Annotated in this window: 11 protein-coding genes; 6 read left to right on the top strand and 5 right to left on the bottom strand. The window is 50.0% G+C overall.

The window, feature by feature from the left end:
* The first annotated feature begins 345 nt into the window (after positions 1 to 345).
* Positions 346 to 606: a cold-shock protein gene (locus AB4875_RS08835; protein ID WP_368377061.1), complete on the top strand. Its 261-nt coding sequence runs from the start codon at positions 346 to 348 to the stop codon at positions 604 to 606.
* 115 nt (positions 607 to 721) lie between these two features.
* Here the strand turns inward: AB4875_RS08835 and AB4875_RS08830 are convergent, their stop codons facing one another.
* Positions 722 to 940 (bottom strand): SlyX family protein, encoded by a 219-nt coding sequence (locus AB4875_RS08830; protein ID WP_368375697.1) that lies wholly within the window; start codon positions 938 to 940, stop codon positions 722 to 724.
* 87 nt (positions 941 to 1,027) lie between these two features.
* Here AB4875_RS08830 and AB4875_RS08825 point away from each other — a divergent pair, with 87 nt between their 5' ends.
* Entirely contained in the window at positions 1,028 to 1,375 is a 348-nt protein-coding gene (locus AB4875_RS08825) for an SUI1 family translation initiation factor (RefSeq protein WP_368375696.1), read from the top strand.
* A 146-nt stretch (positions 1,376 to 1,521) separates the two neighbouring features.
* A complete protein-coding gene (locus AB4875_RS08820) occupies positions 1,522 to 1,923 on the top strand; it encodes a VOC family protein (RefSeq protein ID WP_368375695.1) in 402 nt (133 codons plus the stop codon).
* Position 1,924: 1 nt separating this feature from the next.
* Here AB4875_RS08820 and AB4875_RS08815 read toward each other — a convergent pair whose 3' ends face one another.
* Complete coding sequence (locus AB4875_RS08815; RefSeq protein ID WP_368375694.1) at positions 1,925 to 3,286, bottom strand: sigma-54 interaction domain-containing protein; 1,362 nt, start codon at positions 3,284 to 3,286, stop codon at positions 1,925 to 1,927.
* A 214-nt stretch (positions 3,287 to 3,500) separates the two neighbouring features.
* Between AB4875_RS08815 and AB4875_RS08810 the strand changes: the two genes are divergently transcribed.
* From AB4875_RS08810 to gpt, 3 genes are all read left to right on the top strand, one after another.
* Complete coding sequence (locus AB4875_RS08810) at positions 3,501 to 3,884, top strand: MAPEG family protein (RefSeq protein ID WP_368375693.1); 384 nt, start codon at positions 3,501 to 3,503, stop codon at positions 3,882 to 3,884.
* A 183-nt stretch (positions 3,885 to 4,067) separates the two neighbouring features.
* Positions 4,068 to 6,266, top strand: a complete 2,199-nt coding sequence (locus AB4875_RS08805; protein WP_368375692.1) for a TonB-dependent receptor — start codon at positions 4,068 to 4,070, stop codon at positions 6,264 to 6,266.
* A gap of 203 nt (positions 6,267 to 6,469) precedes the next feature.
* Positions 6,470 to 6,934 (top strand): xanthine phosphoribosyltransferase, encoded by a 465-nt coding sequence (gene gpt / locus AB4875_RS08800; RefSeq protein ID WP_368375691.1) that lies wholly within the window; start codon positions 6,470 to 6,472, stop codon positions 6,932 to 6,934.
* 77 nt (positions 6,935 to 7,011) lie between these two features.
* Here gpt and AB4875_RS08795 read toward each other — a convergent pair whose 3' ends face one another.
* From AB4875_RS08795 to AB4875_RS08785, 3 genes are all read right to left on the bottom strand, one after another.
* Positions 7,012 to 7,734 carry a hypothetical protein gene (locus AB4875_RS08795; RefSeq protein WP_368375690.1) on the bottom strand — a complete coding sequence of 241 codons (723 nt, stop codon included), beginning with the start codon at positions 7,732 to 7,734 and terminating at the stop codon, positions 7,012 to 7,014.
* A gap of 3 nt (positions 7,735 to 7,737) precedes the next feature.
* Positions 7,738 to 10,236: a TonB-dependent receptor gene (locus tag AB4875_RS08790; protein ID WP_368375689.1), complete on the bottom strand. Its 2,499-nt coding sequence runs from the start codon at positions 10,234 to 10,236 to the stop codon at positions 7,738 to 7,740.
* Between the two features lie 1,077 nt (positions 10,237 to 11,313).
* Positions 11,314 to 12,888: an ATP-binding protein gene (locus AB4875_RS08785; protein WP_368375688.1), complete on the bottom strand. Its 1,575-nt coding sequence runs from the start codon at positions 12,886 to 12,888 to the stop codon at positions 11,314 to 11,316.
* Positions 12,889 to 12,892: the final 4 nt, after the last annotated feature.

Here is a 12,892-nt window from a genome sequence, read left to right as displayed (position 1 = left end):
TCAAGCACTATTCGTAATTTCCCTTAGCACACCGCAGAGTTGAGCACACATCGGCACTATTACCTAATAGATTCAGGGCGATTGCCGCGCCAACTTCACAAACCCCAGTAGCCGCGACGCCATCGTATACGAGTGCTATAATGACGCGCGGGTAAAACACCACTCGCTAAATACGATTAGGTTCTTTCCACTTTCAGCTATTTTTGGATTTATATGTTACTGATAATTAGAATTATATTTTTGGCCATCCTAAGCTTTTCAAGCATTGCAGCGCTGCAGTTAACAGGCGTCGATGCCGGCAACCCACTCTCTGCCGCCATCATCACAATCGCAATATTACTCGGAATGCTACTATCACCCAAACTGCCAACGCTTGCCGACAAATTTAAAAGTCAGCGCGAGCGCGGAACAGTTAAATGGTTTAACGTTAGCAAGGGCTATGGCTTTATCACCCGCGACGCCGGTGGCGATGTCTTTGTTCACTTTCGCTCAATCCGCGGCCAAGGCCGAGGGCGTCGCAGTCTAAACGAAGGGCAAACTGTGGAATTCATTCTTACTGAGGGTGAAAAAGGACCGCAGGCGGAAGAAGTCACAATGATTAAGTAACACCACCGCGACACATCCTGCGACAAGACGAAATCGGTCTTGTCGCAGGCATTCCACGCTTCTCGTCTTTCTTATAAATCTACGCTCCGCTATTTTTTAACACGCCACACGTCGCTTAGTAATGAGGTGGCCGCTCAGAATCGACAAATTGGGCATCTTCACCGGAGGTGTTTTTTTGTTTCATCTGCTCGTGGAGCAATTCTAGCGTGCGCCGCAAGTTCCTTATTTCAAGATCTTGGGCCACTACGCGATCATTCAGCGCGTTAAGCAAATCTTCTTGAAACGTCAACTGGGTTTGTACGTCGATAAGCTGAGCGGATACATCATCGGCCATTTAAGGCTCCCTTAAAAACTAAGACTCAAATCACCCTTAAGCGGGCGAAGCCATTATAATCATCGCAGCACAAAATAGGAGAAAATCGTGTCTAGACTTGTTTACTCAACTGATCTTGGCCGCCGCTGCCCCGATTGTGGCCAAGCCAGCACCGAGTGCGTCTGTAAAAACGTGGATAACACCGCCCCCAGCGGTGACGGTATCGTGCGCATTCGCCGTGAAACTAAGGGCCGCAAGGGAAAAGGCGTGAGTATTGTGAGCGGCGTATTGATAAGCGCTGGCGAACTGAAGACCTTGGGCAAAGAGCTTCGCCAAAAACTCAGCACCGGCGGCGCAATTAAGGACAATGAGATGGAATTCCAGGGCGATCAACGTCAAGCACTCAAAACCTTACTAGAAAGCAAAGGCTATACCGTCAAATTATCAGGTGCGTAGCAGCAAGTAGTTCAATAATTTAGCACCTAACACCATGTTAGCTCGCGCATTGCTATTAGGCTTCACACTTAGCCCACGCTTCAATTACCATCTATTACCTAGCTAAATTCACAACAGCTAAAAATAATAAACAAAAGGATCTCAGCATGCCTCCTCAGCTACTCAGTGACAGCATAGAAGTTGGTATTGTCACCACCAATATGGCCACAATGCGGGCCTTCTATGGTGAGACACTTGGTCTGAAATATGAGTCTGAGCTATCGTTTTCCGGCGGCATTATGCATCGCTACCATCTTGGCGGCGCCATCATAAAACTCGTTAGCTACGACGAAGCCCCAGCAGCAGACGTTATCGCCGGCGGCGGGTTCAGCGCCAAAGGCTATCGCTATATATCGATGGGTGTAAACGGCTTATCAGCCTGGTTCACCGAACTAAAAGCCAATGGCGTCGAGATCCCGGTAGACGTAACCGCATTTGCAGATGGCATCGGCTTTGGTTTTATTGCCGACCCCGACGGCAATTGGATCGAAGTGTTTGGTGTATTGTAAGCTAAGGCTGAATACCTAATTTGCGCATTTTCTCAATCAGCGTGGTTCTTCTCAGCCCCAAATGCAGGGCCGCCTTGCTCACCACGCCCTCGTGGACACTCAGGGCCTGCGATATCCACTGCCGCTCGACGTCCTGAAAATAGTCTTTCATATTTATTCCCGCTGCAGGTAGCGCCGGCAGGCTGGTGCCGGCTTCCGCCACCGTGTCAGACTCCGCTAATATTGGCGGTCGCCAACCGTCATCACGGTAGCGGTAGTTTTCAGGTAAATCGATAAAACCGACCACCTGATCTGGGTACATAATCACCAGACGTTCCAATAAATTCGCCAACTCGCGAATATTGCCAGACCAGCCATGAGCGCATAAAGAGCGTATAGCCGAGTCTGCAAGGCGCAAACGCCCCAAGCCCTCGGTTTCTAATTGTTTCGCCAAGGCGCGAATCAGGTGAGGAATATCCTCTGCCCGCTCGGCAAGCCCGGGCACGCTCAAGGGAAATACATTTATCCGGTAATAGAGATCTTCACGAAACTGACCGGACTCAATCATCGCCTCTAAATTACGATGGGTTGCCGCAATTATCCTTACATCGGCGCTGCGCGTTTTATCCGAACCCACCCGTTCAAACGTCCGCTCCTGAATTACCCGCAGAATCTTCACTTGCATGTCCAGGGGCATATCCCCAATTTCATCTAGAAATAAGGTTCCGCCCTCAGCCAGCTCAAATCGCCCGGCCCTGCTAGATATTGCCCCGGTAAATGCACCCCGCTCGTGACCAAACAATTCGCTTTCTAGTAACTCGCGCGGAATGGCGCCGCAATTAATTGGGACAAAAGGGGCATCTCGCCGGCAAGATAAGTCGTGTAGAGAGCGGGCCACCACTTCTTTACCTGCGCCTGAGGGCCCGGTTATCAACACCGTCACCGCCTTGTCTGCCACCTGTGTGGACAAGCGTCGCAACTCCGCAACCGCAGGGCTAATACCAACTAAACGATCTTTTTTGGCTACGCCGCCACTCTGAGACGTATCCCTACCTAGCCGCAGTCGGTATAAGACTTCGAGCACATCTTGGTAGTAAAAATCACTTCCCAATACCAGCTCTTCAGCCGACTTAGTGTCCAGCCTATCGCTTGGCAGTATAAGTACCTTAGGCAGCGATGTGACGCCCAGCCACCGACTTTGTGCAGCGCTAAGGCCACTTGTAAAAATGGCCGCACAGTCCGCTGGCTTCAGCTCAGCGATGTCGGTACATATATCGTAATCGCCCAATGACATTAGAATACTTTGTAATCGCCCTGCGAGGGGCTCCGGTGCAAACACCGCAAATTTAAGAATATGTCGAGCAGAGGCCAAGCTATCACCCATATTTAATTATTAACATAAAGTGTCATTTTATTGACTATAGCAGCAGCGGTGGCAATGCTCACTTATTATCACCATTCGCCAAGCCCGTTTTACCACTCGACTATCAGCGATTTACTGCTGCTGCGCGATATTTGCTAAACCAGCACTCAGTGCTTTTGTTTAAAGCCCGGCAGGATTAGGATGATTCACTTTTATAATGATGAGGATAATAAAAATGGCAATCGTGGCGGCAGTAATCGGCATTATATTATTGGAGTACTTGGTTTTTATCATGATGGTCGGTGCTACCCGCGGCAAATCCGGCATTCAGGCCCCGGCTATGACGGGCGACCCCAAGCTTGAGCGGATGCTGCGTGTGCAGCTAAATACCCTTGAGCAAATGGTCGTGGTGATACCCGCCATGTGGATTTTTGCTACATACGTCAGTGCGGCGGTTGCTGCGGGCTTGGGTTTGGTCTTTGTACTGGGGCGCGCCCTATACTGCAAAGGCTATTTAGCCGCAGCAGAGAAGCGCGGTGCAGGCTTTGCCATTGGTGGTCTGGCAACTATCGTACTGGTCTTGGGAAGTATTTACGGCAGTGTTGCAGCAGCCCTATAGCCTGAGTCGGCATGACACCTTAGTGACAGGGCGCGTGTTCGCGTCCAGTCACAGCTATACCCCCTTCTCACTTCCCACTCAAACGAACGATAGGCGAAGCCCTAGATAGCTTGCGATACTCGCCCGCTAATTGGCCTGCTAGACTTTTGCTGCCGTTAAATTTAAATAATAAGAGAATGTAAAATGTCCAAGTCGATCCCTTATATGTCGGTGTTAACGGCAGCAATCCTCGGCGCCATGCCGCTCACATCCATGGCCGCCAGTGATTTGACCTTAGAAGAGATTCTGGTTACCGCTGAGAAGCGCGAGAGCTCGCTTCAGGATACCCCTATTTCTATGCTGGCCTTTTCCAGCGAACGGCTAGCGCGCTTCGGTATTAGTGACTTGGGCGATGTCGCCGGCTTGGCGCCCAATGTCACCATCACCCCTTTTCCTAATAGCCGCAGCTCCCTAGTGGTGTTCATGCGCGGGGTGGGCAATAACGACAGCCAGTCGACCCAAGATCCCGCCGTTGGTATCTATCTGGACGGTGTATACGTGGCGCGGAGTATTGGCTTAACCAGCGATGTCGCCGATCTGGAGCGCATCGAAGTGTTACGCGGGCCCCAGGGCACGCTGTACGGCCGTAATACGACCGGCGGGGCGATAAATTTAATCACCGCCAAACCGGCGGAAGACTTTGCCATTAGCCAGCAATTTAGCGTGGGCAACCGCGACTATTGGCGCTCGCTGAGTAAAATAGAGAGCGGCAGAGTCGGTCAGTTTACCGGTAAATTAAGTTATCTAGAGTCTGGCCATGACGGCTGGGTTGAAAATACTGGTGCCGGCAAGAACTTTGGCGAGGAAGAAAAGCAGGCTGGCCGGGCGGTCTTACGCTGGGATGCCAGCGAGCGCCTTGTTATTGATTACGCCTATGATTTTTCAAATATTGATGGGCCGCAGCATTTTTATCAAACCACATCATCAACTGGAAATGCTATACCGGCAAGTGAACAACGCAGCGATAGCGGAAGCTGGAATGGCGGTGTTGAACCCAGTAATACTGAACTGAGCGGCCATAGTTTAATTGCCAGTTTCGACACCCCCTGGGGACAACTGAAGTCAATCACTGCCTACCGCGAATTGGCTGAAGATATTGTGCAGGACTACGGTGGCGGCTTGCCCGGTTTTAAAATCCGGGTCGGCATCGAACAGGATCAGGTTTCGCAGGAATTCCAATTCGTCGGCGACGCTGGCGAATCTTGGCGCTATGTTGCAGGACTCTATTACTTCAAAGAACACGGTGTCGAGAAAGAAACCGACACCGTGCCGATTCCAGCGCCGGCGCCTGTCCCCCCTAACCCTTTAGTGCCGCCGTCCTTTGTGACCATAACCTTAGAAGATAGGCAGATCTACTCAAGCTCCGAGGCCTATGCGGCCTATGGGCAAGTGACCTGGTCGCCCGCGCAACTGAATCACGATTTAGACATTACCTTGGGAGGTCGCTACACCGTGGATAAGCGCGCGGCGCGGAAAGACAGTGCAGTGTATTTCACTAATGGCGAGCAATCAGATAGCGACGAGTGGAGTAACTTTAATCCTAGTTTAACAGCGGATTACAGTTGGAATGACAACATTAACACCTTTGCCAAAGTCGTTACCGCCTATAAATCCGGCGGCTATAATGTGCGCAGCACCGAGGATGGTTTTACCCCACCATTCGATGAAGAACATATGGTGTCGTACGAGCTGGGACTTAAATCCAACTGGCTAAACAATCGCATCAGTGTCAATGCCGCGCTGTTCCACGCCGACTACCAAGACATGCAGCTTCAGCAAATAACCAATAACGCCACCATCTTTTTAACCGACGTCTTCAATGTGGGTGAGGCCCAAATAGACGGCTTTGAACTGGATGTTATGGCCGTGTTACTGCCGGGCTTGACCATGCAACTGTCCTACGGCTACACCGATGCAGACTTTGTTGAATATATTGATCAGCGCAGCGGCAGCGCCACCGAAGGTGAGAATGTTGCAGATCAAGCTGAGATGCCCTACGCCCCAGAACACAACTACACCGTTGGTTTTGAATATCAGCGCGGCCTAGGTGCCGGACCGATAATGCTGACTGCTAGCGTAGACTATCAGTGGACAGACGAGCGTTACGGCACGGCGTTTAATGATGATATGTCCGGTTTTTTCCTCGATGACTATGGTCTATTGAATACGCGGGTAGCGCTATCTGATATTGCGCTTGGTTCTGCCAAGCTAAGCCTTGCGCTGTGGGGGCGCAACTTAGCCGATGAAGAATATAAAGTGCATTCGATTAGCTTGGGCGCCTATCAGGCAGCATACTTCGGTGAACCGAAAAGTTATGGTATGGATTTGACCCTCAGCTTCTAAGCGCGAGATTGTATTTTTCGGGAAGGGCCACGCAAGGATGCTAGCCTCCCGAAAAATCATAACAAGTCAAAATATTGACCACGACGACTAAGAGGCTAGTAGGCACAATCCTAGACTAAATCCAGAGCCTTCCCTAAAGCCTTGCGATGACAGCATCCATGCGGCACAATCTGCCACCTTTGACCCCGTAGAAGGCTAGCAGCATGTCAGACGGTAAGCCCCCCGTTTACTATTTATCATGGGATGAACTCCACCGCGACACCCGCGAGTTAGCCCGTAAACTCACCACAAAGCGCTGGAAAGGCATTATTAGTATTGCCCGCGGTGGTCTAGTCCCCGGCGCCATCTTGGCTAGAGAATTGAATTTACGCGTTGTGGATACTCTGTGTATCGCCAGCTACGACCACGACCAACAAGGCAAAATGAGTATTCTTAAAACAGTGGAAGGCGATGGTGACGGCTACCTACTAGTAGATGACTTGGTCGATACCGGCGGCACGGCCAAAATTGCCAAGGAACTACTACCCAAAGCCTGCTTTGTGACGATTTACGCCAAACCTCAGGCCAAGGCACTGACCGAACACTTTGTGCGCGAATTTAGCCAAGACACCTGGATTCATTTCCCCTGGGATATAGAGCCCACGTATAGCCAACCTTTAGTATCATAAGTTGCGCAGAAAATAATCTCATAGCTGGCGACCTTCCCGCGCCCCTACCCCACTCAAACCGGACTCTCGTCGCCTAGCTAGGCTAAATCATATTCCGGGTTTGGTGATTGCAGCCAATCCCGCAATTGCTCTGCTTCCTTTCGATAGGTATTGCGCTCAAGTTGATCCAGACGCAAGCAGCGAAGCATATTGATAAAGTAGCGATCAAATCGCCCGGCAAGAATACCGGCGCCAGGTGTATAACAAATGTGGTGCCAGTGCAGACAGTTATTTTCCCAGAATAACACTTCGCCATTTGGACTTACTGTATAGGCAAGTCGAGCGCCATCAGGCAGCGGCGGCCCTTGGTTTACAGACCGCGCAACAATGACGGCAGTGCTCTCTGTTGGCCGCAGCAAAGACACCAGCTGGCGATAATATCTTGGGGCCGGCATGCCTAAATCAAATCGCCCCCAACACAGCTGATGATCATCAACGCCGTCTTGCGGTGGCAAGCAAAGGGCAAGGCATTTGCCACCCTGAAATTCACTATACCAAGGCTGAATGGGCAGCGCGGCCGAATGAAAAAACGTCCTGCTTAGCCACGTAAAACGCTCAAGAGATTGTCCGGTGATGGCAATATGACTGTGATACACATAGGTGCCCGCACTGGCCAGCCAGCTGCGTTCAATACTGCAGTTATCCATGGCACTATGGTTATCTCGGTGTATTTTTGCCATGGCCGCCAGCTCCAGGGCGCTTGCCCGCGCCTCCTGAACAGCATCATTGACGGTGATCTCATTCTTTTGAATCAAGACCATAAATCAATCCCAGCTATACGACACTTCTAAGCCGTAATGGCGCGGCGGAACTTGTGCTTTTGTCGTGGTGCCGAGATTATCACCCAATGCCACACCGCCGCCGAAGAACAGGGAATCCTTCAAATTATTAACATACAAAGCGACCCGCAGCCTGTCATCGGGCAGCCATGTTAGCCGCGCATTATAGAGTTCTTGCGCGCCAAGCGTGGCACCCTGATAGAGATTTGCCTTGGCGTCTAAACCCACAAATATCTCAGAGCGGTAAGAGTAGTGAAGCCGCGGAATCACCATCCCTAGCGGAGTTTCCCATCGATATTGAATCGCCAGCGAGCGAGTATTCTCAGGCACCACGGCAAAGGGCTCAGCGCTGCGATCATAGCTTGAACCATCTGCGAGAAAAACCGTGTAGTCACGATAATAGGCATCGGTGTAACCCAGATTAGCATTGATCTGCATGGCATTTAACAGCAGCGTCGCCTCTAGCTCAGCACCCTGAACCACCGCCGAACCGGCATTATCCAAAAACAAAATGACATCGGTAGGCCCGTTCGGCCCCGTTTCAGCCTGCTGCACTTGAATTTGGTCGTAATCCATACGGTAAATAGCGCCATTGAGTCGCAGGCGAGAAGACAGCGCCTCCAGCTTAAAACCGATTTCGCTATTCTCAACAACCTCTGGCTCAAATTCGTTAAGCCTGCGGCCACGCAAACCCAAACCTCCCGACTTATAGCCTTCACTGATAGTCAGATAGGTCATCAAGCTGTCCACCGACACACTATCAATACCATCACCTCCCCAGTCATAGTTCAAGGTAAATGCCGGAGAAAGCTGGTCAAATGAGCGCTCAGCTTCAGTGCTCACCGGCGCTAAAAACGGAATCGGCAAGGCGAAGTTAATATTGTCAAAGACCGGCCTAGGCACGGGATTATAGATTCCGCCCTGGGCATGGATTAGACCCTCACGCTGCCCAAATGCATCGAAATCAGCATTGTATAAGACCACCTCTCGCTGCTTGTCGTCCTCGGTGTATCGAATACCTAAGGTGAGCTGAAGATCCCGACTTAAGTCGTAGCTTCCCTGAATAAAGACCGCACGGGTATCGTTCTCTATAAAGCTCAAATTTACCGACGCCGAGAGCAAGGGCAAAACCAAGGTATTGGTTGCCGCAGCCAGCAGATCCACACTCGGCAGACTTATGCTCGTAGTGCTAGCTAGAAGAAAGCTAGGCGGTATACCCAGAACGCCGTTGGCACCAATGATTTGCGGATAAGCGAAGCCATCAATTCGTTCAGCGGAGTAAAACGCGCCAAAGGTTAGGTCTAATTTATCATCCAGAAATCGACCGTTAAACTTCAACTCTTGGCTAATCTGGTAGCGCTCCTCTTGATCATGATCAATACCAGCGGCATCGAGCGCCCGCAAGGCAAGCCGCTCGCCATTGGGTACTAGACTGAAATCACTGCCGTCGATATCTTCCTGTTTACCCAGATCGTACTGGCGGCTATAAGCGGTAATAGATTCCAGATCCAGCGGCCCCAGTCCCCAAATTAGCTTTACCCCATGCAACTGCGACTGCTGCCGATAGAAGCTAGCGTCGGTATTGATGGCGACCTCGCGGTTCTCCGCTAAGTTTTCTTGTTGCTTACAGCGCTGGGCATAATTATCAGGCTGGCCGGGGACGAAAAATGTGGCCGCCGCGGCTTCGGCATTAATCACTTGGCAATTATTCGCCTGCCCCTTCTCATCCTGCATACTCCAAAATGAAAAAGTATCGAGCTGAAGATCATCGTTGATATCCCAAAGAAAACGCACTGCTATGGCTTGACGGTCTTCATCAGCGAAACGGCTACCATCGACAATATTCTTAAAATAGCCCTCTAGGCGACGAACCGTGGCGCTGAGGCGAATACCCATGCGGTTCTCGAGCAGGGGAATATTGACCGAAGCTTTAATATCTTGACGTCCATGGGAACCGACCGTCACCGTACTATTAGCCGTCCAGCTATCGAAACTTGGTTTTACCGTTGTGACCAGCATCGCGCCACCGGTATTGTTTTTACCAAACAAGGTCCCCTGCGGCCCTCGCAAAACCTGAATACTTTGTACGTCTACCGCATCCAGTAACTGTGAATCTTGGCGCGCAATAAAAATACCATTCAAGTATTGGCCCACACCGGGATCAAGTTCCGGGGTTGATGCACGCTGACCAATGCCACGAATAAATATCGCCTGACTCTTGGTGGCAGTGGGCGCGACCTGAAGGTTGGGAACAATACTTTTTAGATCTGAGAGCGAGGTAATCCCCGCGTCCCGTAAGTCAGACGCGCCTATGGCGGATACTGATATTGGCGTATTTTGAAGGCTCTCTTCGCGCCGCCTAGCAGTGACGATGACCTCTTCTAACTGGGCAAAGGTCGGTGTACTAAACAACGGCGTAAATGTAGCTAGGCTAGCAAACACCCAATACACGGCCAAAAATGCTAAAAAACTCTGCTTCTTCACAGCGCTACCTCTATTATTTTTATATGACGTAGTTGAAATAATCTAGCCAAACAAGCCACCCCTGCTGGCTGATATATCACTAGTTTAAGGGCAGTCGACACTCGCCTCCGCACCTATTGCACAAATAACATGTAATGGTGTAGTTGCATATACTCCAAAGTAACTTTTGGGCGCTACTCAAGTACGATGAAACAACATATTAAAAATATAAGGAGGATAAAAAATGCGAAAGTAGGGCCAGTATTCAAAGCAGAGCTGAGGCCTATCAATGGATAAATTGCGGAGTGATTTATGGTGTGATTTATAGCTGTCAAAATTTGCTTTATGGTCATTGTATAGCGCGAGCTAGAAGCACCCAGCTTGGCGCAGCCGCCTGAATAGCGCGCCTTCTTGCCATTCCATTATTAGCGTGGGGATCTTTGCTTGGGCGCCAACGTTGCCGACGGCCCGTTTCTTAAAAGCGGTCTTTGCGCCATTTTCACACTGTTATTTTTTGCTGGGCATCAAGATCTGCGAAAAGCTAGGCCGCCGAGATTTTTACTTAAATTTGCTCAAAGGGACAGCGCCAACTAGTTGACTGCGTTCAATTTAATTTCATCGCATGGTATCATTCCCGAATACGTCCTCGTAGCTCAGCTGGATAGAGCATTCGCCTCCTAGTTGTATAAAAATTGGGCACCCCGCTGGAAACATTGGGAGTGAATCTACTCAAACTCAGGGAAACCTCAGCGAGTCATTTATTGACATCGGTGGCAATCCTGAGCGAAGCCACCCTTAAAAAGGTGGAACGTGCAGAGACTTGACGGGTAGCGCCTACGGACAAACACCTTTTAAGGTGCGTCTACGGTGAAGAGAAAGTCCAGACCACAAACAGCCTTGTGCTGGTGATGAAAGTCATAGTGGTATGAAGTGAAAGGTCATGCGTTCGAATCGCATCGGGGACACCATCATTCAAGCACTTATTATCAGGCGGAGAGTAAAGAGATAGCTCAAGCTTACACATTGTGTCTGAAAGGCTATTTTCAGCTGGCCGCTTTCATAAAAAAAACGATGTCCAGCGAGCTGGCAATCCAACTGCTACGCGGCTCGCACCTTTTTCGGGAATACAATATCTACCGAACTCCCCTCTCCCACGTTACTACGTAAAGTAACGACACCTTTTAGCTGCTGCGTCACCAGATTAAAGACAATATGCATACCCAAGCCACTGCCACCAGAGCCTCGGCGCGTGGTAAAAAAGGGCTCAAAGACTTTTTTAAGTACATCGGCAGGCATGCCTTTACCATCGTCACTGTAATGAATATGTATATTATCGAGCTGTTCCTCAGCAAGAATACGCAAGCAGCCCGACTGGCCTTCGTCATAGGCGTGCTGCACCGAGTTCATTACCAGATTAGTGATAATTTGTGACATCGCACCAGGCGCAGAATTGATAGTCAGATCAGGATCACACTCCACCACCACGTTTAATTCAGTATTGCGCAACTTAGGTTTAAGGCTGAGCAAGGTCTCGTCAATATAACGTTTAAGCTCAAAGGTGCGGTACTCGGTACTAGTCTGATCTACCGCCACCTGCTTAAAACTATGAATCAGATCAGCTGCTCGCTGCAAATTCCCCAAAATAATTTCTGTCGCCTGCATGCAAATAGAAAAATAACGCTTCAGTGAAGAATTTGTTAGATCTCCCGTTTCATAAAGTGCGAAAGTCGCCTTGGTGTCTTCTCGCAAGGTACTCGCTGCTGTCACACCGACACCGACTGGGGTATTAATCTCATGGGCGACACCTGCCACCAAGCCACCAAGAGAGGCCATTTTCTCATTATTAACTAGTTGCTCTTGGGTATCCTTGAGTTTCGCCAAGGCAAGTTCAAGCTCGTCATTGGCTTTATCCGCCTGTTCTATTCTAAGCTCTAATTCAGCTCTGGTCGCCGCTAGGTCGATATCCCTACTTTCAATCTGGGCCAACATATTATTAAAGCCAGAAATCAAACCGCCAATTTCGTCCTTGCCCGTCGGGATTGCGCGAATGGAATAATCACTCGAATCCGACACCGCCTTGGTGGCGCCCAGCAATGCCAGAATAGGATTAGATATCAGCTTTTGCACGAGCAGCGACAACATAGATGCTATGGCAACACTCACTAGAACCATTAACCCGACAATCATCGCGTCGAGTCGAATAGACTCCCATAAATCATTGAGCCCGCGTTCAATATACACACTACCTATACGATCATCACCCAAGTTTACAGGGCTCACCACAACAAGGTGGCTCTTGCTAAAAAAGCTCTCTGCGGGCGGAATTTGCGGGCAGCGTAAAGTCTCATCTTCCATGCTGTGATAGCGTGCAAATAGGGTCTCTTCGCCGTCAGCCTCGACTCGGTAAATGCATGCCTGTAAAACCTCACGTTTAGCTTGCAGTGAAGATAGTATTTCATTCGCCGCTGACGCGTCATTAAAACTCAGCGCGGCGGTTGTGTTCATGGTAAAAACTTCTGCAACCGCGGTGAGGTTATTAGTCAAGGTGGAGCGAACGCTGTACCAGTTAGACACCAGAAACACCGCGGCGGTAATAATTAAACATAGGGACGTTGTCCCCACAATTGCGGTCAACAACTTTACTCGGATAGGGATATCGGCGCCGCGTATCATAAGC

Source organism: Zhongshania sp. R06B22 (assembly GCF_040892595.1).
GTDB lineage: Bacteria > Pseudomonadota > Gammaproteobacteria > Pseudomonadales > Spongiibacteraceae > Spongiibacter > Spongiibacter arctica.
Note: the sequence above shows the minus strand (reverse complement) of the source record. Positions and strands in the feature narration are given on the sequence as shown.

Bases quoted from the DNA above. Each gene is read 5' to 3' on its own strand.
- AB4875_RS08835 (WP_368377061.1), top strand. From the start codon at position 346: ATGCTACTATCACCCAAACTGCCAACGCTTGCCGACAAATTTAAAAGT.
- AB4875_RS08830 (WP_368375697.1), bottom strand. From the start codon at position 940: ATGGCCGATGATGTATCCGCTCAGCTTATCGACGTACAAACCCAGTTG.
- AB4875_RS08820 (WP_368375695.1), top strand. From the start codon at position 1,522: ATGCCTCCTCAGCTACTCAGTGACAGCATAGAAGTTGGTATTGTCACC.
- AB4875_RS08815 (WP_368375694.1), bottom strand. From the start codon at position 3,286: ATGGGTGATAGCTTGGCCTCTGCTCGACATATTCTTAAATTTGCGGTG.
- AB4875_RS08810 (WP_368375693.1), top strand. From the start codon at position 3,501: ATGGCAATCGTGGCGGCAGTAATCGGCATTATATTATTGGAGTACTTG.
- AB4875_RS08805 (WP_368375692.1), top strand. From the start codon at position 4,068: ATGTCCAAGTCGATCCCTTATATGTCGGTGTTAACGGCAGCAATCCTC.
- gpt (WP_368375691.1), top strand. From the start codon at position 6,470: ATGTCAGACGGTAAGCCCCCCGTTTACTATTTATCATGGGATGAACTC.
- AB4875_RS08795 (WP_368375690.1), bottom strand. From the start codon at position 7,734: ATGGTCTTGATTCAAAAGAATGAGATCACCGTCAATGATGCTGTTCAG.
- AB4875_RS08785 (WP_368375688.1), bottom strand. From the start codon at position 12,888: ATGATACGCGGCGCCGATATCCCTATCCGAGTAAAGTTGTTGACCGCA.